At 68.2% G+C, this 25,105-nt stretch carries 23 protein-coding genes; 12 read left to right on the forward strand and 11 right to left on the reverse strand.

Annotated features, from left to right (window positions below):
* Positions 1–2 precede the first annotated feature (2 nt).
* From BLP95_RS06085 to can, 7 genes are all read right to left on the reverse strand, one after another.
* Entirely contained in the window at positions 3–911 is a 909-nt protein-coding gene (locus BLP95_RS06085) for a LysR family transcriptional regulator (RefSeq protein WP_089677508.1), read from the reverse strand.
* A gap of 55 nt (positions 912–966) precedes the next feature.
* On the reverse strand, positions 967–2,034 hold the full coding sequence (locus BLP95_RS06090) for an ABC transporter ATP-binding protein (RefSeq protein ID WP_089677509.1): 1,068 nt from the start codon (positions 2,032–2,034) through the stop codon (positions 967–969).
* A complete protein-coding gene (locus tag BLP95_RS06095; RefSeq protein ID WP_089677510.1) occupies positions 2,031–3,053 on the reverse strand; it encodes an ABC transporter ATP-binding protein in 1,023 nt (340 codons plus the stop codon). Before BLP95_RS06095 ends, BLP95_RS06090 begins: the two co-directional genes overlap by 4 nt.
* A 95-nt stretch (positions 3,054–3,148) precedes the next feature.
* Positions 3,149–4,105, reverse strand: coding sequence for an ABC transporter permease (locus BLP95_RS06100; protein WP_089677511.1), 957 nt, complete (start codon positions 4,103–4,105; stop codon positions 3,149–3,151).
* Positions 4,102–5,148 carry an ABC transporter permease gene (locus BLP95_RS06105; RefSeq protein WP_089677512.1) on the reverse strand — a complete coding sequence of 349 codons (1,047 nt, stop codon included), beginning with the start codon at positions 5,146–5,148 and terminating at the stop codon, positions 4,102–4,104. The genes BLP95_RS06100 and BLP95_RS06105 overlap by 4 nt, the downstream gene beginning before the upstream one ends.
* Positions 5,149–5,249: 101 nt before the next feature.
* Positions 5,250–6,818, reverse strand: coding sequence for an ABC transporter substrate-binding protein (locus BLP95_RS06110; protein WP_089677513.1), 1,569 nt, complete (start codon positions 6,816–6,818; stop codon positions 5,250–5,252).
* 153 nt (positions 6,819–6,971) lie between these two features.
* Positions 6,972–7,613 carry a carbonate dehydratase gene (gene can, locus BLP95_RS06115; protein ID WP_089677514.1) on the reverse strand — a complete coding sequence of 214 codons (642 nt, stop codon included), beginning with the start codon at positions 7,611–7,613 and terminating at the stop codon, positions 6,972–6,974.
* Positions 7,614–7,779: 166 nt separating this feature from the next.
* Here can and gorA point away from each other — a divergent pair, with 166 nt between their 5' ends.
* From gorA to BLP95_RS06135, 4 genes are all read left to right on the forward strand, one after another.
* Positions 7,780–9,159 carry a glutathione-disulfide reductase gene (gene gorA / locus BLP95_RS06120; protein WP_089677515.1) on the forward strand — a complete coding sequence of 460 codons (1,380 nt, stop codon included), beginning with the start codon at positions 7,780–7,782 and terminating at the stop codon, positions 9,157–9,159.
* Between the two features lie 319 nt (positions 9,160–9,478).
* Positions 9,479–10,057, forward strand: coding sequence for a diaminobutyrate acetyltransferase (ectA, locus tag BLP95_RS06125; RefSeq protein ID WP_089677516.1), 579 nt, complete (start codon positions 9,479–9,481; stop codon positions 10,055–10,057).
* Positions 10,058–10,140: 83 nt separating this feature from the next.
* Positions 10,141–11,406 carry a diaminobutyrate--2-oxoglutarate transaminase gene (gene ectB, locus BLP95_RS06130; RefSeq protein ID WP_089677517.1) on the forward strand — a complete coding sequence of 422 codons (1,266 nt, stop codon included), beginning with the start codon at positions 10,141–10,143 and terminating at the stop codon, positions 11,404–11,406.
* A 91-nt stretch (positions 11,407–11,497) separates the two neighbouring features.
* Complete coding sequence (locus tag BLP95_RS06135) at positions 11,498–11,887, forward strand: ectoine synthase (protein WP_023004903.1); 390 nt, start codon at positions 11,498–11,500, stop codon at positions 11,885–11,887.
* An 84-nt stretch (positions 11,888–11,971) separates the two neighbouring features.
* Here the strand turns inward: BLP95_RS06135 and BLP95_RS06140 are convergent, their stop codons facing one another.
* A complete protein-coding gene (locus BLP95_RS06140; protein WP_089677518.1) occupies positions 11,972–12,511 on the reverse strand; it encodes a DUF3833 domain-containing protein in 540 nt (179 codons plus the stop codon).
* A 273-nt stretch (positions 12,512–12,784) separates the two neighbouring features.
* On the opposite strand from BLP95_RS06140, the gene BLP95_RS06145 reads away from it, so the two are divergent.
* The 6 genes from BLP95_RS06145 to yidD all read left to right on the forward strand — a co-directional run bounded on the left by BLP95_RS06145 (position 12,785) and on the right by yidD (position 17,493).
* Positions 12,785–13,627, forward strand: a complete 843-nt coding sequence (locus BLP95_RS06145) for an ATP-dependent zinc protease family protein (protein WP_089677519.1) — start codon at positions 12,785–12,787, stop codon at positions 13,625–13,627.
* A 35-nt stretch (positions 13,628–13,662) separates the two neighbouring features.
* A complete protein-coding gene (locus BLP95_RS06150) occupies positions 13,663–15,168 on the forward strand; it encodes a UUP1 family membrane protein (protein WP_089677520.1) in 1,506 nt (501 codons plus the stop codon).
* 3 nt (positions 15,169–15,171) lie between these two features.
* Positions 15,172–16,146: an alpha-L-glutamate ligase-like protein gene (locus tag BLP95_RS06155; RefSeq protein ID WP_089677521.1), complete on the forward strand. Its 975-nt coding sequence runs from the start codon at positions 15,172–15,174 to the stop codon at positions 16,144–16,146.
* Positions 16,147–16,211: 65 nt separating this feature from the next.
* Positions 16,212–16,652 carry a transcriptional repressor gene (locus BLP95_RS06160; RefSeq protein WP_089677522.1) on the forward strand — a complete coding sequence of 147 codons (441 nt, stop codon included), beginning with the start codon at positions 16,212–16,214 and terminating at the stop codon, positions 16,650–16,652.
* Positions 16,653–16,687: 35 nt separating this feature from the next.
* Positions 16,688–17,128, forward strand: coding sequence for a phosphoribosyl-AMP cyclohydrolase (gene hisI, locus BLP95_RS06165; RefSeq protein ID WP_089677523.1), 441 nt, complete (start codon positions 16,688–16,690; stop codon positions 17,126–17,128).
* Positions 17,128–17,493: a membrane protein insertion efficiency factor YidD gene (yidD, locus tag BLP95_RS06170; RefSeq protein ID WP_089677524.1), complete on the forward strand. Its 366-nt coding sequence runs from the start codon at positions 17,128–17,130 to the stop codon at positions 17,491–17,493. The genes hisI and yidD overlap by 1 nt, the downstream gene beginning before the upstream one ends.
* 6 nt (positions 17,494–17,499) lie before the next feature.
* Here yidD and BLP95_RS06175 read toward each other — a convergent pair whose 3' ends face one another.
* On the reverse strand, positions 17,500–17,925 hold the full coding sequence (locus BLP95_RS06175) for a SufE family protein (RefSeq protein WP_089677525.1): 426 nt from the start codon (positions 17,923–17,925) through the stop codon (positions 17,500–17,502).
* A 27-nt stretch (positions 17,926–17,952) separates the two neighbouring features.
* Positions 17,953–19,086 carry a tyrosine-type recombinase/integrase gene (locus BLP95_RS06180; RefSeq protein ID WP_089677526.1) on the reverse strand — a complete coding sequence of 378 codons (1,134 nt, stop codon included), beginning with the start codon at positions 19,084–19,086 and terminating at the stop codon, positions 17,953–17,955.
* 295 nt (positions 19,087–19,381) lie between these two features.
* On the opposite strand from BLP95_RS06180, the gene BLP95_RS06185 reads away from it, so the two are divergent.
* Positions 19,382–20,434 (forward strand): DNA-binding protein, encoded by a 1,053-nt coding sequence (locus BLP95_RS06185; protein ID WP_176760235.1) that lies wholly within the window; start codon positions 19,382–19,384, stop codon positions 20,432–20,434.
* 112 nt (positions 20,435–20,546) lie between these two features.
* On the opposite strand, the gene nfuA is transcribed toward BLP95_RS06185, so the two are convergent.
* Positions 20,547–21,137, reverse strand: a complete 591-nt coding sequence (nfuA, locus tag BLP95_RS06190; RefSeq protein ID WP_023005481.1) for a Fe-S biogenesis protein NfuA — start codon at positions 21,135–21,137, stop codon at positions 20,547–20,549.
* A 247-nt stretch (positions 21,138–21,384) separates the two neighbouring features.
* On the opposite strand from nfuA, the gene metH reads away from it, so the two are divergent.
* Positions 21,385–25,086 (forward strand): methionine synthase, encoded by a 3,702-nt coding sequence (metH, locus tag BLP95_RS06195; protein ID WP_089677528.1) that lies wholly within the window; start codon positions 21,385–21,387, stop codon positions 25,084–25,086.
* The last annotated feature ends 19 nt before the right edge of the window (positions 25,087–25,105 follow it).

Genomic DNA, 25,105 nt, shown 5'->3' on the forward strand with positions numbered 1-25,105 from the left:
AATCAGGGTGAGGCGGCCGCGGCGATCTCCTCCCACAGGGCCGTCACCGCGGCGGGGTTTTGCTCGGCGCGGCGGAACAGGCGGATCTCCAGCGGCACCTGCCAGCGCTCGCCGCCGGCCGGCACCAGCTCGCCCCTGGCCAGCGCCTCGCGCACGCTGGCCTCGGGCAGCCAGCCCAGGCCGTAGCCCAGGGCGACCAGCTCGCGGATGTTGCTGCTCTGGATGCTCTCGTTGAGGATGCTGAAGGCCGGGGCATCGCCCAGCCGCGCCAGGTGGGCGCGGATGGCGGCGTCGGTCAGCCCCCGCGGGTGGTAGGCGATCAGCGGCAGGCGCAGCGCCTCCTCCAGGGCGAAGCGCGGTCGACCGCCGGCCTCGGGCAGCGAGACCGGCACCAGCCGCTCGCTGCCGAGCCGGCAGGAGACGAACTCACTGGTGTCGGGTTCGATGCCGCAGGGCGTCTCGGGCCAGTAGCAGAGCACCAGGTCGCACTCGTCCCGGGCCAGGGCGCGGAAGAAGTCGTCCACCAGCCAGCCGGTGGCGCGCAGGTCGGGGACGATCGGCGGCGGTACCACCCAGCGCCCCAGCCAGCCGGGCACGAAGTGGGTCAGCAGGCTCTGGGGGGTGGCCAGGCGGATGCGGCCGGCCTGCTGCTCACCGAGCTGGGCGATGCGCCGGCGGCTGTCGGCGAGGCGTTGGGTCACGTCATGGCACAGGGCCAGGAACTCCTCGCCGGCCGGTGTCAGCGAAAGGGGCAGCGTCTGGCGGTTGACCAGCACGCTGCCCATCTCCTCCTCGAGCAGCTTGATGCGCCGGGAGAAGGTGGGCTGGGTGACGTTCTGCTGCTCGGCGGCACGCGAAAAGTGCCGCGTCCTCGCCAGGGCGATGAAGTCGTCGAGCCAGCGCAGTTCCATCGTCTCTCCCGGTCGGGGCCATCGAATCCGGCATTATGCCAGAGCGGGTCGGGGCTCAGTCGAGGCGCCCCTCCTCGATGGCGTGGCAGGCGACCTGGCTGCCGTCGTCGCGGGCGATCAGCGCGGGCACCTCCTGGCGACAGCGGGCGTTGGCATGCGGGCAGCGCGCGTGGAAGACGCAGCCCGAAGGCAGGTGCACCGGCGTGGGCACCTCGCCCTCCAGGCGGATATGCTGCGGCCGGTCGTCCTCGAGGCGCGGGATCGCCGACATCAGCGCCCGGGTGTAGGGGTGGCGCGGCGTGGCGAAGAGCGTCGCCGTGGGCGCCACCTCGCACACCCTTCCCAGGTACATCACCGCCACCCGGGTGCCGAAGTGCTCCACCACGGCGAGGTCATGGGTGATGAAGAGGTAGGTGAGGTGGCGGTCGCGCTGGGCGTCCATTAGCAGGTTGAGCACCTGGGCCTGGATGGAGACGTCCAGCGCCGAGATCGGCTCGTCGGCGACGATGAACTCAGGGTCCACGGCCAGCGCCCGGGCGATGGCGATGCGTTGGCGCTGGCCGCCGGAGAACTCGTGGCCATAGCGCTTGCCCCAGTCCGCGGCGATGCCCACCGAGCCCATCACCTCGGCGACCTTGTCGCTGACCTGCTGGCGGCTCCAGTCGGGGTGGTGCAGGCGGATCGGCTCCTCCAGGGTCTGCTGGATGGTCATGCGCGGGTTCAGCGACGCATAGGGGTTCTGGAAGATCATCTGCATGCGCCGACGGTAGGGCATCAGCGCCTGGGTCGAGAGGTTATCGATGCGCTGGCCGTCGTAGCGGATCTCGCCGGCCGAGGGGTGCAGCAGGCCCATCACGGTGCGCGCCACCGTGGACTTGCCGCAGCCCGACTCGCCCACCACGCAGAGGGCCTCGCCGCGCTGGATCTCGAGGTCGACGCCGTTGATGGCGTGGACATGCTCCTGCTCGCGCACCAGCTTGCCGCCCTTGAACTTGAGCTGCTCAAGGAAGTCGCCGGAGAGCGAGAAGCGCTTTTCCAGGCCGCGGATCTCCAGCAGCGGGCGGGCGGCCTCGTCGCCGGTGGCGGCCGGATGGGCGAGGGGGGCAGTCGCGGTAGCGGTCATCGTGTCGTCTCCTCGGCCGGAAGGCGTTCGCGTTCGAGCATCTCGGCCACCATGTGGCAGGCGGCCTGGCAGTTGCCGGAGGCCACGAACCCGGGGACCTGGGTACGGCAGGCGGTTCGCTCGCTGCCGTCGGGGCGGGTGACGAAGCCGCAGCGCGGATGGAAGGCGCAGCCGCTCGGCAGGTTGTCCAGCGAGGGCATGCTGCCGGGGATCTGGTTGAGCCGGCTGCCCGGGGTGGCCATCTGCGGCAGGGCGTTCATCAGCCCCTGGGTGTAGGGGTGCTGGGGGTCGTTGATGATATCCCGGGTCGGGCCCTGCTCGATCACCCGCCCGGCATACATCACCAGCATGCGCTGGGTCACCTGGCTGACCACGCCGAGGTCGTGGGTGATCAGGATCAGGCCGACGTTGTGCTTCTCGCACAGCTCCAGCAGCAGGTCCATGATCTCGGCCTGGATGGTGACGTCCAGCGCCGTGGTGGGCTCGTCGGCGATGATGATATCCGGGTCGAGCAGCAGGGCGATGGCGATGATCACCCGTTGGCGCATCCCGCCGGAGAGCTCGTGGGGGTACTGGTCCAGGCGCGCCTCGGGGGAGGGGATATGCACCTGCTCGAGCTTGCGCAGGGCGATGGCACGGGCCTCGCGACGGCCGATGCGGCGGTGCGCCTTGAGGCACTCCACCATCTGCTCGCCGATGGAGAGCACCGGATTGAGCGTCATCATCGGGTCCTGGAAGATCATCGAGATGCGGTTGCCGCGGATCCTGCGCAGGGCGCGGTCGCTCATCCCGGTCAGCTCCTGGCCATCGAAGCGGATGCTGCCACCGGCGATGTAGCCGGGCCGGGCGATCAGGTTGAGCAGGGTGAAGGCGGCCACCGACTTGCCCGCCCCGGACTCGCCGACGATGCCGAGGCGCTCGCCGCGGTCCAGGGAGAAGCTGACGTCGCGCAGCGCCTTGACGTCGCCGCGGCGCAGGGCGAAGCGCACGTCGAGGTGGTTGACTTCGAGAAGAGACATGGGATCAGCCCTTGTGCAGCATGAAGAGGCGCGGGTTGAGCACTTCGTGCCAGCAACCGTCGGAAAGATGAAAGGATTCGATATTCGGCATGTTCTCAGCCCTTGTAGAGTCGCGGGTTGAGAACATCACGCAGCCAGTCGCCGAGCAGGTTGATCACCAGCACCAGCACCACCAGCACCGCGCCCGGGATCAGGGTGATCCACCACGAGCCCGACTGGATGTAGTCGAAGCCCGACTTGATCAGCGAACCCAGCGACGGGTGGGTCTCCGGCATGCCCAGCCCCAGGAAGGAGAGGGCGGCCTCGGAGATGATGGCGTTGGCCACCTGCACGGTGGAGATGACGAAGATCGGCGACAGGGTATTGGGCAGGATATGGCGGAACATGATGCGCCGGCTGGGCAGGCCCATGGTGCGGGCGGCGTCCACGTACTCCTTGCCCTTCTCGGCCAGCACCGAGGCGCGCACGGTACGCGCGTACTGGGGCCACTCCGCCAGGCCGATGATCAGCACCAGCAGCGGCACCGCATAGGCGCTGAAGGTGGCGCCGCCGAAGATCGCCTTGACCAGGGCACCGACCACGATGGCCACCATCAGGGTGGAGAAGGAGAGCTGGATGTCGGCCAGGCGCATCAGGAAGGCGTCGATGCGCCCGCCCAGGTAGCCGGCCAGCAGGCCGAACACCACCCCCAGCAGCGCCTGCAGGGCCACCGCACCGAAGCCGATGATCAGCGATACCCGGGCGCCGTAGAGGATGGTGGAGAGCAGGTCGCGACCCTGGGCGTCGGTCCCCAGCAGGTAGGCGGGGTCGCTGCCGTCGATCCAGAAGGGCGGCAGTTCCGAGGCCAGGATGTCGATCTGCGCCAGGTCGTAGGGGTTCATCGGCGCCAGCCACGGCGCCAGCACGGCGCAGGCGACGAAGGCGATGAACACCGCGAGGCTGACCTGGGCGATCAGGTCACGCCGGAAGCTGTAGAGCAGGTAGGAGTCGCGGAAGCGCGCCCAGCGGCTCGGCAGGGCGGCGGTCGGCTGGAGAGAGGTCTCGGTGCTCATGCGGGCTTGCCTGTCAGCTTGACGGTGGGGTTGACCAGGCCGTAGATCAGGTCCACCAGGGTATTGGTGATGACGAAGATCAGGCCGACAATCATCAGGTAGGTGACGATCAGCGGGATGTCCGAGCGGTTGATGGCGTTGAGGAACATCAGCCCCATGCCGGGCCACTGGAACACCGTCTCGGTGAGGATGGTGTAGGCCACCAGGGTACCGATCTGCACCCCGCCCACGGTGATCACCGGCAGCATGGTGTTCTTCAGCGCATGCAGGAAGTAGATACGCCGCAGGCGGATGCCCTTGGCCCGGGCGAACTTGACGTACTCCGACTGCAGCACCTCGAGCATCTCGGCGCGGATCAGGCGAATGAACAGCGGCAGCATGATCGAGGCCAGCGAGATCGCCGGCAGCACCAGGTAGACCAGGCCGTCGAGGGAGGCGAAGTTGGTGTACCAGGTGCCGAAGACGTGCACCGGGTCACCGCGGCCGTAGGCGGGCATGCCGCCCTCGGTGGAGAGCAGGCCGTTGAGCCAGCTGCCCCAGCCGGTATCGGCGGGGAAGGGGGACCAGGTGACGCCGATGGCGAACAACTGGATCAGCACGATGGCGGTGAGGAACACCGGGATCGAGATGCCGACGATGGAGACCCCCATGAAGAAACGTGACAACAGGGCGCGGGGCTTGATGGCGCTGTAGACGCCGATGGGCACCGACAGCAGCACGATCAGCAGGGTGGTGGCCGCCACCAGCTCCAGGGTCGCCGGCAGGTGGCGCAGGACTACCTCGGTGGTCGGCTCGTTGAAGATGTAGGAGTAGCCGAAGTCGAGCTGGGCGGCGTTCCTGGCGAAGCGCAGGTACTGGACCAGGAAGGGATCGTTGAGCCCCAGCTCCTCGCGCAGGGCCTCGCGCTCGCTCTCGGGCACCGACTGGCCGACCATCTGCTGGATGGGGTCGCCCAGGTTGTCCTGGATGGAGAAGGCGATGATGCTGATGACGAACATCACCAGCAGCGCATGGAAGAGGCGCTTGATCAGGAAGGCGATCATGTCGGGCGTCCTGTGGGCATACAGGCGGCGACGCCCTCGCGTTCCGAGGGCGTCGCGCGGTCAGCGGGAATGGGTGCCGGCCCGACGGGCCGGCGGGTGATTCACTCGGCCTCGTCGACGACCAGGTCCCCCAGGTAGGGGAAGTTCATCACATTGAGCACCGGCTCGATGTTGACGTTGGGCGCCGCGGCCCAGGCCAGGTCCTGCCAGTGCAGGGGCACGAAGGCGGCCTCGTCGTAGAGGGTCTGCTCGACCTGCTGGAGCATCTCGGCACGCTTCTCCAGGTCGACCTCCAGGTTGGCCTCGGCCACCAGCTTGTCGAGCTTCGGGTTGCAGTAGTTGCCGGCGTTGTACTGGCCGGCACCGGTGTCCGCATCCGGGCAGGCGGTGAGGTACTCGTGGAAGTTGGCGCTGTCCTCGGTGTCGGCGTGCCAGCCGATCATCATCATGTCGGCGGCGCGGTTGTCGAACTCGCCCCAGTACTGGGCCTTGGGCAGGGTCTTGAGGTCGACGTCGACGTTGATGCGCGCCAGCATGGTGGCCACCGCCTGGGCGATCTTGGCGTCGTTCACGTGCGCCATCATGGTGATCTCGAAGCCGTCAGCGTAGCCCGCTTCCTCCATCAGCGCCTGGGCCTTCTCCAGGTCGTAGCGACGCTCCAGGGAGTCGATATGGCCCGCGTAGCCCTCCGGGGAGAACTGCGCCGCCGGGGTGGCGAAGCCCTTCATCAGGCGGTCGGCGATGGCGTCCTGGTTCACCGCATAGGCGAAGGCCTGGCGCACCTTCGGATCCTTGAAGGCCTCGACCCGCTCCTGGTTCATGTGGAAGAAGATGATGCGAGTGCCGGACATGGTGACCAGCTTGGCATCCTCGCTCTCGCGCACGCGCTCCAGGTCGTTGGGCGGCACCGGGGCGATGAAGTCGACGTCACCGGAGAGCAGGGCGGCCACGCGGGTGGCGTTCTCGCTGATCGGGGTCAGCACGATGGTGTCGACGTTGCCCGGGGAGTCGCCGTCCCAGTAGTTGGGGTTACGCTCGAACTCCATGCGCACGCCCTTGCGGTGCTCCACCACGGTGTAGGGGCCGGTGCCGGAGAGGTTCGCGGAGGCGAAGGAGTTGCCGTTCTTGACGATCTCGTCCTTGGGGTCGCCATCCTCGTCGGTGCCGCTGTAGAAGGCGCTGTCCATCGGGAAGATGTAGGTGGCCAGGTTGAGCAGCAGCGGGTAGGGCTCGGCGGTGGTGATCTCGACGGTATGGTCGTCGATGGCCTCGACGCTGGCGATCGGGTCGAAGATCGCCTTGAAGTCGGGGCTGCGCTTGAGGCGCTCCACGGTCCACACCACGTCCTCGGCGGTGAAGGGGTTGCCGCTATGGAATTCGACACCCTCGCGCAGGGTCATGCGCATGGTGGTGTCGTCCACCTGCTCCCAGCCGGTGGCCAGGCGCGGCTCGAACGACAGGTCCTGGTCCCAGCGCACCAGCGGGTCGTGGGTCATGTGCGACAGCTGCAGGATGCCGCCGGAGAGCTGCTCATGGATATCCAGCGATACCGGGTCGGCATCGTAGGCCATGCGCAGGGTGGTCTCGGCGCTGGCGGTGGCGGGCAGCAGCGCCGCCCCGGTCATGGTGGCGCCGACGACGGCGGCGAGGAGGGTACGCTTGAACATCATGTCGGGTTCCCTTTCGGATTGTTGTGGGGGCGCGATCACGGCACGCGGCGATTGCCCCTCACAACATAGAGACCCGACGGCGCTCGCCACAATCGAAATTCCGACTGGCGCCATGCGCGGGATGAATCGGCAGGGAAAGCGTTACACCTTGGTCTAAGGGGATACCTCCCGGATCCGATAGAGGTCGGCGGCCTCATCCAGCCCGGCGATGGTGCAGTCGAGATCCTTCACCCGCCCGTCGGCGAGGCCGTAGACCCAGCCGTGCAGCCACACCTCCTGGCCGCGCTGCCAGGCGTGCTGGATGATCTTGGTGCGGCTCAGCCGGGTCACCTGGGCGCAGGCGTTGAGCTCACACATGCGGTCCACCCGCTCGGCCAGCGGCAGCGGCGCCAGCTCGTCGCGATGCAGGTAGTAGAGCTCGCGCACCGAGTGCAGCCAGTTGTCCACCATGCCGTTGTCGCCGCCCTCCACGGCGGCACGGATGCCACCGCAGCCGTAGTGGCCCACCACCATGATATGGCGCACCTTGAGCACGTCCACGGCGTACTGCAGCACCGAGAGGGCGTTGAGGTCGTTGTGGTGCACCAGGTTGGCGACGTTGCGGTGCACGAAGACCTCCCCCGGCGGCAGGTCGATGATCTGGTTGGCCGGTACCCGGCTGTCGGAGCAGCCGATCCACAGGTAGTCGGGGTTCTGCTGGTTCGAAAGGCGGGTAAAGAAGTCGGGGTCTTCGCGGCGCACGGCCTCGGCCCAGGCACGATTTTTCTCCAGCAGGCTCTCGATTTCCTTTCTCATGGCGGGCTCTTCGCTAGCGGGTGGGTGGCGCCCTTTTACCCCCGGCGCCGGCGAGGGTCAACCGCGGGCGACGGGGGCGACCCCGCGTCATGCCGTGGGTTGCCCTTGGCTGCTATCATCGCCGCATCCGACCCCGGGCCCCTGACCCACCACAAGGAGCGAGACCGTGTCCGACCTCGATACCACCACCTACGACTGGGACCTCTTCGTGATCGGCGCCGGCTCCGGCGGCGTCAGGGCGGCGCGCACAGCCGCCGCCACCGGCGCCCGCGTGGCCGTGGCGGAGGACCGCTACCTGGGCGGTACCTGCGTCAACGTGGGCTGCGTGCCCAAGAAGCTCTACTCCTTCGCCGCCCACTTCCACGACGCCTTCGAGGATGCCGAAGGCTTCGGCTGGCGGCTCGGCGAGCCGCCGACCTTCGACTGGCCGACCCTGCGCGACAACAAGGTGGGCGAGATCAAGCGCCTCAATGGCATCTATGCGCGCCTGCTGGATGGCGCCGGGGTGCGCCTGATCAATGGCCGCGCCCGGGTGCTGGATGCCCATCGCGTCGCCGTGGGCGACGAGGTGCACAGCGCCGCTAAGATCCTGGTGGCGGTGGGCGGCTGGCCCTGGATTCCCGAATTCCCGGGCAGCGAGCTCGCCCTGAGCTCCAACGAGGTGTTCGACCTCGACCGCTTCCCCGAGCGCTTCCTGGTGCTGGGCGGCGGCTATATCGCCGTGGAGTTCGCCAGCATCTTCAATGGCCTGGGCAGCGAGACCCACCTGATCTACCGCGGCGAGCTGTTCCTGCGCGGCTTCGACCGCGAGGTGCGCGAGTTCACCAGGGACCAGATGGCCGCCAAGGGCGTCGACCTGCGCTTCGACACCAACGTCGAGCGTATCGAGCGCGTCGAGGGCGGCCTGGCGGTGACCCTCACCGACGGCGAGACGCTGGAGGTGGATGCGGTGCTCGCCGCTACCGGCCGCCGCCCGCACCTCGAGGGGCTGGGCCTGGAGGCGCTGGGGGTTGAGCTCGACGACGGCGGCTACATCCAGGTCAACGAGCGTTTCGAGAGCTCGGTGCCCTCGGTGCTGGCCCTGGGCGACGTCATCGGCGGCCCCGAGCTCACCCCGGTGGCGCTGGCCGAGGCGATGCACCTGGTGCGCTGCCACTTCGAGGCGACGCCGCCGAACGCATCGCTTGACTACGCCAACATCCCCACCGCGGTGTTCTGCCATCCCAACATCGGCACCGTGGGCCTCTCCGAGGAGGAGGCCAGGGAACGTTACGATGCGATCCGCGTCTACAGCGCCGACTTCCGCCCCATGAAGCACACCCTGTCGGGCAGCAATGAGCGCTGCCTGATGAAGCTGATCGTGGATGACGAAAGCGACGTGGTGGTGGGCGCGCATATGGTGGGCGAGGAGGCCGGCGAGGTGATCCAGGGCATCGCCATCGCCGTGAAGGCGGGCCTGACCAAGGCCGACTTCGACGCCACCGTGGGCATCCATCCCACCGGCGCCGAGGAGTTCGTCACCATGCGCACGCCGACGCGGCGCTGATCTGACTGCAAGGAGGCCGCCACTTGGCGGCCTTCTTCGTTGGGGCCACCCCGGTCCGTCTGGACTAGACTGAGCTCATCGACCCCACCGCGAGATTCTCTGCCGCGAGCACAAGACTGAACTCATCGACAACCACAGCGAGATTCCCTACCGCGAGCACAAGACTGAACTCATCGACAACCACAGCGAGATTCCCTACCGCGAGCGCCCCTTGCATAATTTTCCGTTATGGTTTGCGGCTCGCAAAATAATGGCAAATTTGAGATTTGGCCGACGCTTGGTATAATCCTCCCCGACATCGCCGAAGCGAACATCGCCCATGATGACAACAACCGAGCCCTTCACGCCCTCCGCCGACCTCGCGCGGCCCACCGTCGCCGACGAGGTGGTCGACGCCGAGGCCAGCGACCTCTTTATCCGCAAGCCCAATCCCGACGATGGCTGGGGCATCTACGAACTGGTCAAGTCCTGCCCCCCGCTCGACGTCAATTCCGCCTATGCCTACCTGCTGCTGGCCACCCAGTTCCGCGACAGCTGCGCCGTGGCCACGGACGAGGAGGGCGAGATCGTCGGCTTCGTTTCCGGCTACGTGAAGAGCAACGCGCCTGACACCTACTTCCTGTGGCAGGTCGCGGTGGGCGAGAAGGCCCGCGGTACCGGCCTGGCCCGCCGCCTGGTGGAGGCGGTGATGACCCGCCCGGAGCTCGCCGAGGTGCACCACCTCGAGACCACCATCACCCCCGACAACCAGGCCTCTTGGGGGCTGTTCCGCCGCCTCGCCGCCCGCTGGCAGGCGCCGCTCAACAGCCGCGAATACTTCTCCACCGACCAGCTCGGCGGCGAACACGACCCCGAGAACCTGGTGCGGATCGGCCCCTTCCAGACCGATCGTCTCTGATCCCTTCCGATCTCTTGGGCGAGGCCGACGACGGCCTCGCGCCACCCTTCGTTCATTCATCCTCTCCTCAAGGAGGTCGCACGATGCAGACCCAGATCCTCGAACGCATGGAATCCGACGTCCGGACCTATTCCCGCTCCTTCCCGGTGGTCTTCACCAAGGCGAAGAATGCGCGCCTGACCGACGAGGAGGGCCGCCAGTACATCGACTTCCTGGCCGGCGCCGGCACCCTCAACTACGGCCACAACAACCCCGAGATCAAGCAGGCCCTGCTGGAGTACCTGGCCGAGGACAACATCATTCACGGCCTGGACTTCTTCACCGCCGCCAAGCGCCGCTACCTCGAGGCCCTGGAGGAGATCATCCTCAAGCCGCGCGGCCTGGACTACAAGGTGCAATTCCCCGGGCCGACTGGCACCAACGCCGTCGAGGCGGCCATCCGCCTGGCGCGCAATGCCAAGGGCCGTCACAACATCGTGACCTTCACCAACGGCTTCCACGGCGTGACCATGGGGGCGCTGGCCACCACCGGCAACCGCAAGTTCCGCGAGGCGACCGGCGGCGTGCCCACCGTGGGTGGCAGCTTCCTGCCCTACGACGGCTACCTGGGTGACGGCACCGATACCCTGGACTACTTCGAGAAGCTGCTCTCCGACAAGTCCGGCGGCCTCGACGTGCCGGCCGGCGTCATCGTCGAGACCGTGCAGGGCGAGGGCGGCATCAACGCCTGTGGCACCGAGTGGCTCAAGCGCCTAGAGCAGATCTGCCGCGCCCACGACATCCTGCTGATCGTCGACGACATCCAGGCCGGCTGCGGCCGTACCGGCAAGTTCTTCAGCTTCGAGCACGCCGAGGTTGTGCCTGACATCGTCACCAACTCCAAGTCGCTCTCCGGCCTCGGCCTGCCGTTCTCCCAGGTACTGATGCGCCCCGAGCTCGACGTCTGGAAGCCGGGCCAGTACAACGGCACCTTCCGTGGCTTCGCGCTGGCCTTCACCACCGCCGCCGCCGCCCTGGAGACCTTCTGGCGCGACGACAGCTTCGCCAAGGAAGTCCAGCGCAAGGGCGAGATCGTCGCCGAGCGTTTCCAGAAGATTGCCGCCTGGATCGGTGAGCAGGGCATCGAGGCCTCCGAGCGTGGCCGCGGCCTGATGCGCGGCATCGACGTGGGCAGCGGCGAGATCGCCGACAAGATCACCCACAAGGCCTTCGAGAACGGCCTGGTGATCGAGACCAGCGGCCAGGACGGCGAGGTGGTGAAGTGCCTCTGCCCGCTGACCATCCCGGAGGAGGACCTGCGCGAAGGGCTGGATATCCTCGAGCGCAGCGCCAAGGACGCGCTGAGCTGATAGGCTTGTCAGAGCCGCCCCGGCGGCTCGGTCAACACTCGGCCGGTCGCGATGCCGACCGGCCCGTCACGGATTACGTAGGAGAGACCACATGATCGTTCGCAATCTCGAGGAGTGCCGCAAGACCGACCGCCTGGTGAAGGCGGAGAACGGCAACTGGGACAGCACCCGCCTGTCGCTCGCCGATGACGGCGGCAACTGCTCCTTCCATATCACCCGGATCTTCGAGGGTACCGAGACCCATATCCACTACAAGCACCACTTCGAGGCGGTCTACTGCATCGAGGGCGAGGGCGAGGTGGAGACCCTGGCCGACGGCAAGATCTGGCCGATCAAGCCGGGCGACATCTACATCCTCGACCAGCACGACGAGCACCTGCTGCGCGCCCACAAGACCATGCACCTGGCCTGCGTCTTCACCCCGGGCCTGACCGGCACCGAAGTGCACCGCGAAGACGGCTCCTACGCCCCCGCGGAGTGAGCCTGAGCGAGTGACCCGGCAGGGCGTGACACCCTGAGCGTGCGGGCCCCGGCAGTGATGTCGGGGCCCGCGGCGTGGGTGGGATCACTCGCCGCGCGTGAAGACGATGGTGATCTCGGCCAGGGTCACGCCGAACTTCTTCATCGCCGTGCGGTTGATCAGCCGCCCATCGGGCTGCAGGTACATCCAGTCGTCCAGGGTGAAGGTGATCTCGCGCCCCGAGACCGTGACCGGCAGCCGGTAGGTCATGTGGAAGACATGTCCCGCCTGGCGCGCCTCCACCGGGCCCTCGACGTCGTTGGCGCGTCCGATCCAGCGATCCTCGCCGTCGCGCTCGAAGGTCCAGACCCGGCGGTCGGTCTCGCCGTCATCGTAGACGAAGCGCTCGTCCAGGGTCAGGGTCTCGCCCTCCACACGCCCCTCGATCTCCACGGTGAAGCGGCGCTGCACCTCGCCGGAGTAGTCCTGCACCATGCCCCAGGCGCGGGTCCGGCCTTCGAAGTACTCGGCGATATCCAGGCGCGGCTGTGTCCCCGCGTAGCGCTCGATATCGACGCTCGCGCAGCCGGCCAGCAGCAGGGCGGCCCCCAGCAGCACCAGGCGTGACAGCCAATTTCTGTACATGATCAATATTCCTGTAGCGGATGCGTAAAGAAATAGGCTAGCCGACCCGTGCCGGCATGACCAGCGCAGGTTCGTCGGCGGGGCCAGGACGCGCGAAGGCCAGGAGTCTTATCCCGGGCCAATGATTCGCATAATGTATATTATGTTAAATCCTGCATGGGGATTTCCTTTCGTTACCGCCCCGACACCCCCTGTCGCCATCCGGCGGCGTTGGACAAGGTCCCCGGCCACTCCTTATCATCAACGCACTGTCTCAAGGATGTGCCGACCCTCATGCCCCACCCCCTGTTGCGCGCCGGACTGGCGGCGTCCGTGCTGGTTCTCGCCGGCTGTGCCCACCTCGATCGAACCCCGCCGGAACCCACGCTCTCCCCGGCGGCCTTCCAGCAGCGCATGGCGCAACTGGAGGCGACCCTGGGCGAGCGCTGCGATGTCAGCGACCGTCGGCACGACGAGCTGACGCGTCGCCAGGAGACCCTGGTGGCGGACGTGCGCGAGGTCGGCTCCCTGCTGCGCGGGATGAACACGCGCCTGGATGCCCTCGACACCGAGGCGCCCGACCCCGTTGTGGTGGCCCGCGACTGCGCCGCCGACGAACTGGGGCTGGCCAACAAGATGGTGCTAGGCCGCAGCGAGTGGATCGGCCTGCCCGGTGTGGGCACCTACCTCAAGGCGCGCATCGACTCGGGTGCCAACACCTCGTCGCTCTCGGCCCGGGAGATCACCCGCTTCGAGCGTGATGGCGAGGACTGGATTCGCTTCAAGCTGGGCCTCACCGAGGATGACGTGGTGGTGAATGCGGTGCGCGACGAATGGATCGAGGCGCCCATCGAGCGCCGGGTGCGCGTCATCCAGGCCACCGGCGAGGAGTCGCGTCCGGTGGTCACCCTGATGATGACCCTCGGCAGCTTCCAGGAGCCGGTGGAGTTCACCCTGAGCGACCGCACCCACCTCGACTACCCTGCCCTGCTCGGACGACGCTTCCTGATGGATATCGCCGTCGTCGACGTCGCCGAGCAGTACCTCCATGAGCGTCCCGAATTCCCCGGCGGTCGCCCGGCAGCGGAAGCCGAGCGCGACCAGGATGACGCCGAACTCGAAGCCGAGGCGCGCTGAGCCGATCCCGGCCGCGCCCCTGCCAAGGAAGACCCATGTCACGACTGCCCTTCTACCTGCTGGTCGGCCTGCTGTTCCTGGTCGGCGTCGCCATGAGCCTGCATCGTCACTATCAGCTCGAGGTGCCCTGGACCCCCGGCGAGCAGCGCCAGGTGTGGGAGGTGGAGGCCCAGGTCAACTTCACCGCCCTGGGGGACCCGGCGCTGGTGGAGATGGCGCTGCCCTCCACCCAGGAGGGCTTCCGGCTGCTCACCGAGCACACCGCCTCACCGGGGTATGGCCTCTCCTACCTCGAGGAACAGGGAGCGCGGCGCGCCCAGTGGTCGATCCGCGAGGCGACCGGGCCCCAGCAGCTCTATTACACCGCCCAGGTGCTGGTGGCCCCCGACAGCCGCCCGCCGCGCATCGAGACGCCCCCGGTGCGCCGCGACATCGTCTGGGAGCGCCCCTACGACACCGCCGCCAGCCAGGTGATCGAACGCGCCTGGAGCCGCAGCGCCGACCCCTACACCTTCGCCCGGGAGCTGTTCCAGGACTTCAGCGATGAGCGCCAGGGCGAGAACGCCCGGCTGCTGCTCACCCAGTTCGAGCGCACGCCGCTGCTGGTGCGCCTGCTCAACCAGGCCGGGGTGCCGGCCCGCGAAGTCAACGGCCTGCTGCTGGAGGACGGCCGCCGTCGCCAGTCGCTGACCCGCTGGATCCAGGTCTTCGATGACCAGCAATGGGCGCTCTTCGACCCGGCCACCGGCGAGCAGGGCCGGCCGGACAACCTGCTGCTGTGGGAGGCCAGCGGTCAGGCGGTGCTGGAGGTCCAGGGGGGCACCAACTCCCGGGTGACCTTCTCGATGCTTTCGCGCAACCAGCCGGCGGCCGCGGCGGTGCGTAACCAGCTCGCCGAGGACACCCTGCTCAACTTCTCCATCCATAGCCTGCCGCTGGAGGAGCAGTCGCTGTTCCAGACCATCCTGCTGATCCCCATCGGTGCCCTGGTGGTGGTGGTGCTGCGCATCCTCGTAGGGATCAAGACCTCCGGCACCTTCATGCCGGTGCTGATCGCCCTGGCCTTCATCCAGACCAGCCTGGCCACCGGCCTGATCGGCTTCCTGCTGGTGGTGGCGGTGGGTCTGGTAATCCGCGGCTACCTCTCCTACCTCAACCTGCTGCTGGTGGCGCGGGTCACGGCGGTGATCATCACGGTGATCGGCATCATCTCGCTGTTCTCGGTGCTGGCCTACCGCTTCGGGCTCAACGCCGGGCTGACCATCACCTTCTTCCCGATGATCATCCTCTCCTGGACCATCGAACGCATGTCGATCCTGTGGGAGGAGGAAGGCCCCAAGGAGGTGCTGATCCAGGGCGGCGGCAGCCTGGTCACCGCGGTGCTCGCCTACCTGGCGATGAACAACCCCTGGGTGCGCCATATCACCTTCAACTTCCTGGGGGTGCAGCTGATCCTGATGGCGCTGATCCTGTTGATCGGCAACTACACCGGCTACCGCCTGCTGGAGCTGCGTCGCTTCAAGCCGGTGACCGAGGACTGAGCCATGCGCGAATGGACCACCCCCGGCAAGCTGCGCGCCCGCGGCATCATCGGCATGAACCGCCGCAACATCCGCTATATCGGCCGCTACAACAGCCGGCGCCTCTACCCGCTGGTCGATGACAAGCTGCAGACCAAGCTGCTGGCCGAGCGCTTCGGGATCACCACCCCGGCGCTGATCGGCACCGTGACCACCCAGTTCGGCGTCAAGCACATCGCCGACCTGCTCGCCGGCCACGACGGCTTCGTGATCAAGCCGGCCAAGGGCAGCGGCGGCAAGGGGATCCTGGTGATCGACCATGTCGAGGGCAGCGACTTCGTGAAGCCCAGCGGCATGCACATGAGCCTTTCCGATGTCGAGCGCCATGTCTCCAACATCCTCTCGGGGCTCTACTCGCTGGGCGGCGCACCCGACGTGGCGCTGATCGAGGCGCTGATCAACTTCGACGAGAGCCTCTCGGAGTACACCTACGAGGGGGTTCCCGACATCCGCGTCATCGTCTTTCGCGGCTACCCGGTGATGGCGATGATGCGCCTCTCCACCGCCGCCTCGGACGGCAAGGCCAACCTCCACCAGGGCGCCGTGGGGGTGGGCCTGGATATCGCCACCGGCACCGCGGTGCGTGGCGTGCAGTTCGACCGCACCCGCCACGACCACCCGGACACCGGTCATGAGCTGGCGAGCCTGGCGATCCCCGACTGGCCGACCCTGCTGCGTCTCGCCGCCGGCTGCTATGAGATGACCGGGCTCGGCTACCTCGGCACCGACATGGTGCTCGACCGTGATCGCGGCCCCATGCTGCTGGAGCTTAACGCCCGCCCGGGGCTGGCCATTCAGATGGCCAACGGCGAGGGACTCAGGCGCCGCCTCGACCTGGTCGAGAAGCAGCCCGAAGGAGTGCCTCCCGAGGAGCGGGTGGCCTTCGCCCGTGAGCACTTCGCCCGGCGCAGCGAGCTCGAGAGCGCCACCCCCGCCTGAGCCGCGGTGGCCCGCCCTCCCCCGGCCGCGTAGAATGGGGCCTGAACCCGACAGCCGACGGCCCCATGACCGAATCCCGAGACCTGCTGCGCCAGGCGGAGCACCAGTGCCAGGCGCGCGGCGCGCGCTTCACCCCGATCCGTCGTCGTGTGCTGGAGCTGATCGCCGAGGCCCCCGGCGGCCTCAAGGCCTACGACCTGCTCGACCGCCTCGCGGCGGAGCATGCCGCCGCCCGGCCGCCCACGGTCTACCGGGCGCTGGAGTTTTTGATCGACCAGGGGCTGGTGCATCGCATCGAGTCCCTCAATGCCTACGTCGCCTGCCCCTGCCCCGAGCACTCCCACGGCTTCCAGCTGCTGATCTGCCGCCGCTGCGGCCGGGTCGAGGAGCTGCACCTCGACGACGTCAACGACCAGCTGGCCGACCGCGCCCGTGAGCTGGGGTTTCGCGTCGAGCGCCAGACCATCGAGCTGCTGGGACGCTGCGAGGCCTGCCCCGACGCCTGAGCCACGACGCCTTAGCCCCAATCCGCGGAGACCCCATGACCCTCACCTTCAAGGCCCTGGAGCGGGCCCCCGTCGACAGCCGCCATGACCTGGACGCCGTGCTCGAGGCGGTCAGGTTCAACGCCGACGGCCTGATCCCCGCCATCGCCCAGCAGCACGACAGCGGCGAGGTGCTGATGATGGCCTGGATGAACCGCGAGGCGCTGGAGGAGACCCTGCGCACCGGGCGGGTCTGCTACTGGTCGCGCTCGCGGGGCACGCTGTGGCGCAAGGGCGAGAGCTCCGGCCAGCAGCAGCACCTGAAGAGCGCCGCCCTGGATTGCGACGGCGACACCCTGCTGCTGCAGGTGGAACAGATGGGTCCCGCCTGCCACACCGGAAGGCGCAGCTGCTTCTACGTGTTGCTGGAGCAGGACGGCGCACGCATCGGCAGTGCCCCGCTGATCGACCCCGACACCCTCTACGGCAAGGCCTGATGCCCTGCCTCGCCGCCTGGCTGGCACGTGCGCTGCGCGCCCTGCGCCAGGTGCTGGGGTGGCTGATGATCGCCCTGGTGCGGCTCTACCAGGTCACCCTGAGCCCGCTGCTGGGCCCGCGCTGCCGCTACTGGCCGAGCTGCTCGAGCTACGCCATCGAGGCGATTCGAGTCCACGGCCCCTGGCGCGGCGGCCTGCTGGCGGCGCGGCGCATCGCGCGCTGCCATCCGGGTTGCGAGGGCGGCATCGACCCGGTGCCGGGTGGCCCCAGTGAGGCGCTGTGTCGCGAGGACCCGGAGCTCGACGAGCACTTCCGGCCCCGGGCGCCGCAGGACACCACCCGGGAGAGGCACCCTGGAGAGTGACGCGGTTCAGGCGGCTTCCTGCTCGGCCACCTCGTATATGCGCTTGAGCATGGCGTTGAGGCCGTTGCTGCGGGTCGGCGAAAGGTGCTTGTCGAGGCCCAGGTCGGCGAGGAAGTGGGGATCGGTGTCACGGATCTCCGCGGCCGGGCGGTCGTTGTAGATGCGCATCAGCACGGCGATCAGCCCCGAGACGATGGCGGCGTCGGAGATGGCGTCGAAGTGCAGCGTCTCGCCCTGGCGCTCGTGATGCATCCAGACGTTGGACTGGCAGCCCTGGATCTTCAGCTCGTCGCGCTTCCACGCCTCGGGGAAGGCTGGCAGCGCCTTGCCCATGTCGATGATGTACTGGTAGCGGTCCATCCAGTTGTCGAACATCTCGAACTCTTCCAGCAGCGCCTGCTGGGCCTGCTCCGCGGTCGCTTCGGTGGTCATGGGATCTCCTCGTGATGATTGCGGCGATTATACCGGCTCACCCCCGCCGTCGTCCGCCCCCGGCCGGGCCAGCCCATGGCGGGATTGCTGGCGATGCCACGCCTCGTCCTCGGCGTGCAGATAGCGGGCGGTGGTGTCGAGCCGCGAGTGGCGCGCCGTGGCCGCCAGGTAGCGCAGCTCCACCCCGGCCTGGGCCTGGTGGGTGAGCGCCGTATGGCGCAGCCAGTGGGGGGTGGCCTGTCTCAGGCGCAGGGCCCAGGGGCGAGCCGCGTCGCCCTGCTCCTGCTCGAGCGCCGCGGCGGCCTCGCCGAAGGTCTCGCGGATCAACCGGTAGAGGCGGTTGTCACCGAGGCCGCGCCGGCCATCCAGGGCGCGCAGCAGCGGGCTGTCGTCGTCGGGCTGCGGCTCGCCGGCAAGGCCCAGCACGGCACGCCACTCCATGAGCAGCGTCACCATATCCGGCGGCACCGGGATACGCGCCGCCTTGCTCCCCTTCCCCACCACCTCCCACCACCAACGCCCCTCGCGACGGCGGAAGTCGCCCATGCGCGCCGCGCCCATCTCGGCGATGCGCGGGGCAAGCAGGTAGGCGAAGCCGAACACGAAGCGCCGCCGGGCCCATTCGAAGCGGACTCGTGGTGAGGCGCCCTCCTCCACCGGCCGATTGAGCCAGTCCCATAGCCACCCCCACAGCGGCGCCTCCAGGTAGCGCTCGATGCCGCCCTGGCGGTTGTCCAGGCGCCTCCGCTTGTCACGCATCAGCCGGAAGGGGTTATGCGCCACCCAGCCCGCCTCGGCCAGCCAGGCGAACATGCCCTGCAGGATCACCAGGCTCTGGCGGCGGCTGGCCGGCGACAGCGGCCCGCGAAACGGCCGCCAGTCTTCCGCCTGGCGCGGCCGCGGCGGCCCCACCCAGCGTTCCCGGGGACGCGGGTCGGCGAGGAAGGCCTCGAAGGCCTCCAGATGGTCGCGGCGCACCTCGGCAAGGCCCAGGCCCTGCTCAGACAGCCACATCAGCAACCGCTCGGCCTCGCGGCGATAGGCGGCCAGCGTCCTGGGGCTTCCCCGGTACTCGGCCATCCAGCGCGCCACCGCCTCGGCGTCGCTGGTCGCCGCGATATGGGCCCCCTGCCCCCCTGTCGCTGACAACCGCCCTGCCATCGGTGCTGGCAGCGCCTCGATTACCCGCCCTTCCTTTACTGCACGACCCATCGCTTGCTACTTGCTCCTTGCTCCTTGCTCCTTGCTCCTTGCTCCTTGCTCCTTGTGGCTTAGCTTGCCTGTCATGGCCGTAGAAAATCAAGATAAGCCGCGTAATCTTGCTTTTATTTCCATTATCGTATCGTATTTTACGTATTACGTATAACGTAAAAAGCTTCCCTTTCCGGCATCACGGGGCTATGCTGCGGCTCTCGACCCGCCCCACATGACCCAGGCGACACCATCAGGAGAGCCCATGGCCCGTAGCGGCGTGACCTACGAGGACGTCCAGCGCGCGATCGACGAGCTGCTCGCCCAGGGGGAATCCCCCAGCGTGCAGAAGGTTCGCGAACGGCTGGGCACCGGCAGCTTCACCACCATCAGCGACCACCTGCGGGAGTGGCGGCAACGGCGCGCCCAGAACCGTGACGTGCCGCCGCCCCGCGGCATGCCCGCCGCCCTCCAGGAGATGGCCGAGGGGCTGTGGCGCCAGGCCCAGGAGAGTGCCAACGAGGCCCTGGCCCACTATCGCGAGGAGGCCGACCGCCGCGCGGAAGAGGCCCGCGAGGGCGCCACCGAGGCACGCCGGCTCGCCGAGGATGCCGAGCAGCGCGAGGCGGCCCTGGCCCAGCACCTGGCCGGGACCGAGGCGCGCCTGGGGTCGCTCTCCGCCGAGCTGGCCCGCCGTGAGGCGGAGCTGGAGGCCCGCGACAAGCAGGAAACCCGACTCGCCACCCGGCTGGCGGAGCTGGAGTCGCTGCTGGCCCGCCATCGCGAGGAATCGGAGCGCCTGGCCGACGAGCATCGCCAGGCCCTGGAGGCCGCCGAGGCGTCCCACCGCGAGCGCCTTGCCCGGGAGGAGCAGCGCCACGAAAGCGCGGAGTCACGCCTGATGGCGCTGCTCGACCAGGCCCGGCAGGAGCGCCAGGCCCTGGAGAAGGCCGCCGCCGGCCGCGAGGCGCAGCTGGAGAAGCGCCTGGAGCGCCTGGAAGGCCAGCTTCAGGAGGCTCATGGGCGGCTGGCCGAGGAGGAGAAGCGGCACCGCGAGACCGACTGGGCCCGTCGCCAGGCGCTGGCCCAGGCCGATACCCGCGAGCACGAGCGCAGCCTGCTGCAGGCGCGGGTCGACGAGCAGAAGCGCCACCTGGAGGAGCAGGCCGGCCGGGTGCGCCGCCTGGAGGAGCAGCTGCATCGCTGCCTGTGGCAGGTGCCGGGGGTTCGTGATCAGGAGGAGGAAGACACCTGCGCGGACGATCAGGCAGGAAAGCGGGAGGCGTCAGACGAGACGCCGCCGGAAGCGACTCGCTGATCCGCGGCACCTACGTTTGCTTGCCGCCCATGGAACGCGAAGGGCCCCGCCGGTTGGCGGGGCCCTTCTGCGTCAGGCGTTGGCAGCCGGCGCGTCGGCCGGCGGCTCGCGCCTAGCGGTAGTAGGCGTTGGTGGTGTCGGTGTGGTCGGTGACGTCGCGGATGCCGCCGAGCTCCGGGATGCGCTCCATCAGGGTGCGCTCGACGCCTTCCTTGAGGGTGAGGTCCACCGCCGCGCAGCCCTGGCAACCACCGCCGAAGGCCAGCACCGCGACGTTCTCGCCGGTCAGCTCAATCAGCTTGATCTCGCCGCCGTGGGCCGCGAGCCCCGGGTTGATCTCGCTGTAGAGGATGTAATTGACGCGATCCTCCAGGGGGCTATCGGCGTTGACCTTGGGCATCTTGGCGTTGGGCGCCTTGATGGTCAGCTGGCCGCCCATGCGGTCGGCGTTGAAGTCCACCACCGCCTCTTCCAGGAACGGCAGGCTGTTCTTGTCCAGGAAGACATTGAGCTTGGCAAGCTCCAGCTTCTCGTCGGTGGGCTCCTCCTCGCCGGGCCGGCAGTAGGCGAGACAGGTCTCGGCGTAGGGGGTGCCGGGCTGGGTGATGAAGATGCGCACCGCGATCCCCTCGACGTTCTGCTTCTCGAGCAGCTCGGCGAGGTAATCCTGGGCGCTGTCGGTGATCTGGATCGGTTCGCTCATGTCGGGTCTCGCTGTCGGTCCGCGGCAGCGGCGGGGACGCCACGTACCGGAGAATTGATGGTGCCAATGGTAAGACAGGCGACGCGACGAGACAATCCCGAGTGATTTGCTGGGTTTTTACCCCGCCGCCTGCCCCTGCCCCCGCGGCTTTGGTAAGATGGCGGGCTTGACCCTGGCCGCCTCGCAGAAGACGCCCGAACGTCCCCGCGGCCCCGGACCCCCAACACGCTGGAGATCGACTCGACCCATGGCCGTTGTTCCCACCGCCCAGACCGCACGCCTGACCCAATGCCTCGAGGAGCGCATCCTGATGCTCGACGGTGGCATGGGCACCATGCTCCAGAACGCCGGCCTCTCCGAGGAGGAGTTCCGTGGCGAGCGCTTCGCCGACTGGGCCACCGACCTCAAGGGCAACAACGACCTGCTCGCCCTCACCTGCCCCGACCTGGTGGCGCGGATCCATCGCGAGTACCTCGAGGCGGGTGCCGACATCGTCGAGACCAACACCTTCAACAGCACTCGTCTCTCCCAGGCCGACTACGGCATGGAGGCGCTGGTGCCGGAGCTCAACCGTGAGGCGGCCCGCCTGGCCCGCCGCGTCTGCGACGCCGTGGCCGAGGAGACCGGCGTGCCCCGCTACGTGGCCGGGGTGCTCGGCCCCACCTCACGCACCGCCTCGCTCTCCCCGGACGTCAACGATCCCGCCAAGCGCAACGTCACCTTCGACGCGCTGCGCGAGAACTACTACGAGGCGGCAGAGGCGCTGATCGACGGTGGCGCCGATCTGATCATGATCGAGACGATCTTCGACACCCTCAACGCCAAGGCGGCGATCTACGCCCTCGAAGAGCTCTTCGAGGCGCGCGGCGAGCGCCACCCGGTGATGATCTCCGGCACCATCACCGACGCCTCGGGCCGCACCCTCTCCGGGCAGACCACCGAGGCCTTCTGGAACTCGGTGCGCCACGCCCGGCCGCTTTCGGTGGGCCTCAACTGCGCGCTGGGCGCCGCCGAGCTGCGCCCCTACATCGAGGAGCTCTGCACCAAGGCGGAGACCTTCGTCTCGGCCCACCCCAACGCCGGCCTGCCCAACGAGTTCGGCGAGTACGACCAGACTCCGGAGGAGATGGCGGCCATCGTCGCCGAGTTCGCCGAGAGCGGCCTGGTCAATATCATCGGCGGCTGCTGCGGCTCCACCCCCGAGCATATCGCCGCGATCCACCGCGCCATCCAGGGGCTGACCCCGCGCCGGGTGCCCGAGGTGCCGCTGGCCTGCCGCCTGTCGGGCCTCGAGCCCTTCAACATCGCCCCCGACTCGCTGTTCGTGAACGTCGGCGAGCGCACCAACGTCACCGGCTCGGCGCGCTTCAAGCGGCTGATCAAGGAGGAGGACTACACCACCGCCCTGGAGGTGGCCCTCGAGCAGGTGGAGAACGGCGCCCAGGTCATCGACATCAACATGGACGAGGGGATGCTGGAGTCCCAGGAGGCGATGGTGCGCTTCCTGAACCTGATCGCCGGCGAGCCGGACATCGCCCGGGTGCCGATCATGATCGACTCCTCCAAGTGGGAGATCATCGAGGCGGGCCTGAAGTGCGTGCAGGGCAAGGCGGTGGTCAACTCCATCTCCATGAAGGAGGGCGAGGAGGCCTTCCGCCAGCAGGCCACCATCTGTCGCCGCCATGGCGCCGCCGTGGTGGTGATGGCCTTCGACGAGGCGGGCCAGGCGGACACCTTCGCGCGCAAGACCGAGATCTGCCAGCGCGCCTACCGCCTGCTGGTGGAGGAGATCGGCTTCCCGCCGGAAGACATCATCTTCGACCCCAACATCTTCGCCATCGCCACCGGTATCGAGGAGCACGACAACTACGCCGTGGACTTCATCGAGGCCACCCGCTGGATCCGCGAGCACCTGCCCCACGCCATGGTCTCCGGCGGCGTCTCTAACGTCTCCTTCTCCTTCCGCGGCAACAACCCGGTGCGCGAGGCGATCCACTCGGTATTCCTCTACCACGCCATCCGCGCCGGCCTGACCATGGGCATCGTCAACGCCGGCCAGCTGGCGGTCTATGACGACCTCCCCGAGGAGCTGCGCGAGGCGGTGGAGGACGTGGTGCTCAACCGCCGCGCCGACAGCACCGAGCGCCTGGTGGACCTCGCCGAGAAGTACAAGGGCGACGGCGGCGGAGCGGCCCGGAAGGAGGACCTCGAGTGGCGCTCCTGGGAGGTGGAGAAGCGCATCGAGCACGCCCTGGTCAAGGGGATCACCGCCTATATCGAGGAGGACACCGAGCTGGCCCGCCAGCGCGCCGAGCGCCCCATCGAGGTAATCGAGGGGCCGCTGATGGACGGCATGAACGTGGTCGGCGACCTGTTCGGCGCCGGCAAGATGTTCCTGCCCCAGGTGGTCAAGTCGGCGCGGGTGATGAAGCAGGCGGTGGCCTACCTGATCCCCTACATCGAGGCGGAGAAGAGTGCCGACACCCAGGCCAAGGGCAGGATCGTCATGGCCACGGTCAAGGGCGACGTCCACGACATCGGCAAGAACATCGTCGGCGTGGTCCTGCAGTGCAACAACTACGAGGTGATCGACCTGGGCGTGATGGTGCCGGCGGAGAAGATCCTGCAGACCGCCCGCGACGAGAACGCCGACATCATCGGCCTCTCAGGCTTGATCACCCCGTCGCTGGACGAGATGGTCCATGTGGCCAAGGAGATGCAGCGCCAGGGCTTCACGCTGCCGCTGCTGATCGGCGGGGCCACCACCTCCAAGGCGCATACCGCGGTCAAGGTGGAGCCCCAGTACGAGCAGCCGGTGATCTACGTGGCCGACGCCTCCCGCGCCGTTGGGGTGGCAGGCAAGCTGCTCTCGCCGACCCTCAAGCCGGCCTATGTCGAGGAGATCCGCGCCGAGTACGACAAGGTGCGCGAGCGTAACGCCAAGCGCCGCCCCAAGGCCGCCGACCTCAGCTACGCCCAGGCGCGGGAACGCAAGTGCCGGCTGGACTGGGCCGGCTACACGCCGCCGCGGCCGGCCATGACCGGCACCCTGACCTTCGACGACTACGACCTCGCGGAGCTGGTCGAGCGCATCGACTGGACGCCCTTCTTCATGAGCTGGCAGCTGGCCGGCAAGTACCCGAAGATTCTCGACGACGACAAGGTGGGCGAGGCGGCCCGCAGCCTGTTCCGCGACGCCCAGGCGATGCTCGCCAAACTGATCGACGAGAGGCGCGTGCAGGCGCGCGGGGTGATCGGCATCTGGCCCGCCAACAGCGTCGATGACGACGTCATCGAGGTGTATGCCGACGAATCCCGCGAGACGGTGATCGAGCGATTGCACCATATCCGCCAGCAGACCACCAAGAACCGCGACGGCGTCTGCTACAGCCTGGCCGACTTCGTGGCGCCGAAGGCGAGCGGCAAACCGGACTGGATCGGCGGCTTCGCGGTGACCACCGGCCATGGCGTGGAGGAGCTCGCCGAGGCGTACAAGGCCGCCGGCGACGACTACAACGCCATCCTGGTGCAGTCGCTCACCGACCGCCTGGCCGAGGCCTTCGCCGAGCGGCTGCATGAGCGGGTGCGCAAGGAGTTCTGGGGCTATGTCCCCGAGGAGACGCTGGACAACGAGGCGCTGATCGCGGAGAAGTACCAGGGCATCCGCCCGGCGCCGGGCTACCCCGCCTGTCCCGACCATACCGAGAAGCCCACCCTATTCCGGCTGCTCGAGGCCACCGAGGCCGCCGGCATCACCCTCACCGAGAACTTCGCCATGTGGCCGGCGGCCGCGGTGGCGGGCTGGTACTTCTCGCATCCGCAGTCGAAGTACTTCGCCACCGGCAAGATCACCCGCGACCAGGTCGAGTCGCTGGCCGAGCGCAAGGGCATGAGCCTCGCGGAGATGGAGCGCTGGCTGGCGCCGGTGCTCTCCTACGACCCCGCCTGACTCGCGGCGGGCCGTGTCG

It is taken from the genome of Halomonas shengliensis (genome assembly GCF_900104135.1).
Taxonomy (GTDB): Bacteria; Pseudomonadota; Gammaproteobacteria; order Pseudomonadales; family Halomonadaceae; genus Halomonas; species Halomonas shengliensis.

Coding starts and splice junctions, on each gene's coding strand:
- BLP95_RS06085 (WP_089677508.1), bottom strand. CDS start 911: ATGGAACTGCGCTGGCTCGACGACTTCATCGCCCTGGCGAGGACGCGG.
- BLP95_RS06090 (WP_089677509.1), bottom strand. CDS start 2,034: ATGACCGCTACCGCGACTGCCCCCCTCGCCCATCCGGCCGCCACCGGC.
- BLP95_RS06095 (WP_089677510.1), bottom strand. CDS start 3,053: ATGTCTCTTCTCGAAGTCAACCACCTCGACGTGCGCTTCGCCCTGCGC.
- BLP95_RS06100 (WP_089677511.1), bottom strand. CDS start 4,105: ATGAGCACCGAGACCTCTCTCCAGCCGACCGCCGCCCTGCCGAGCCGC.
- BLP95_RS06105 (WP_089677512.1), bottom strand. CDS start 5,148: ATGATCGCCTTCCTGATCAAGCGCCTCTTCCATGCGCTGCTGGTGATG.
- BLP95_RS06110 (WP_089677513.1), bottom strand. CDS start 6,818: ATGATGTTCAAGCGTACCCTCCTCGCCGCCGTCGTCGGCGCCACCATG.
- can (WP_089677514.1), bottom strand. CDS start 7,613: ATGAGAAAGGAAATCGAGAGCCTGCTGGAGAAAAATCGTGCCTGGGCC.
- ectA (WP_089677516.1), top strand. CDS start 9,479: ATGATGACAACAACCGAGCCCTTCACGCCCTCCGCCGACCTCGCGCGG.
- ectB (WP_089677517.1), top strand. CDS start 10,141: ATGCAGACCCAGATCCTCGAACGCATGGAATCCGACGTCCGGACCTAT.
- BLP95_RS06135 (WP_023004903.1), top strand. CDS start 11,498: ATGATCGTTCGCAATCTCGAGGAGTGCCGCAAGACCGACCGCCTGGTG.
- BLP95_RS06140 (WP_089677518.1), bottom strand. CDS start 12,511: ATGTACAGAAATTGGCTGTCACGCCTGGTGCTGCTGGGGGCCGCCCTG.
- BLP95_RS06145 (WP_089677519.1), top strand. CDS start 12,785: ATGCCCCACCCCCTGTTGCGCGCCGGACTGGCGGCGTCCGTGCTGGTT.
- BLP95_RS06150 (WP_089677520.1), top strand. CDS start 13,663: ATGTCACGACTGCCCTTCTACCTGCTGGTCGGCCTGCTGTTCCTGGTC.
- BLP95_RS06155 (WP_089677521.1), top strand. CDS start 15,172: ATGCGCGAATGGACCACCCCCGGCAAGCTGCGCGCCCGCGGCATCATC.
- BLP95_RS06160 (WP_089677522.1), top strand. CDS start 16,212: ATGACCGAATCCCGAGACCTGCTGCGCCAGGCGGAGCACCAGTGCCAG.
- hisI (WP_089677523.1), top strand. CDS start 16,688: ATGACCCTCACCTTCAAGGCCCTGGAGCGGGCCCCCGTCGACAGCCGC.
- yidD (WP_089677524.1), top strand. CDS start 17,128: ATGCCCTGCCTCGCCGCCTGGCTGGCACGTGCGCTGCGCGCCCTGCGC.
- BLP95_RS06175 (WP_089677525.1), bottom strand. CDS start 17,925: ATGACCACCGAAGCGACCGCGGAGCAGGCCCAGCAGGCGCTGCTGGAA.
- BLP95_RS06180 (WP_089677526.1), bottom strand. CDS start 19,086: ATGGCAGGGCGGTTGTCAGCGACAGGGGGGCAGGGGGCCCATATCGCG.
- BLP95_RS06185 (WP_176760235.1), top strand. CDS start 19,382: ATGGCCCGTAGCGGCGTGACCTACGAGGACGTCCAGCGCGCGATCGAC.
- nfuA (WP_023005481.1), bottom strand. CDS start 21,137: ATGAGCGAACCGATCCAGATCACCGACAGCGCCCAGGATTACCTCGCC.
- metH (WP_089677528.1), top strand. CDS start 21,385: ATGGCCGTTGTTCCCACCGCCCAGACCGCACGCCTGACCCAATGCCTC.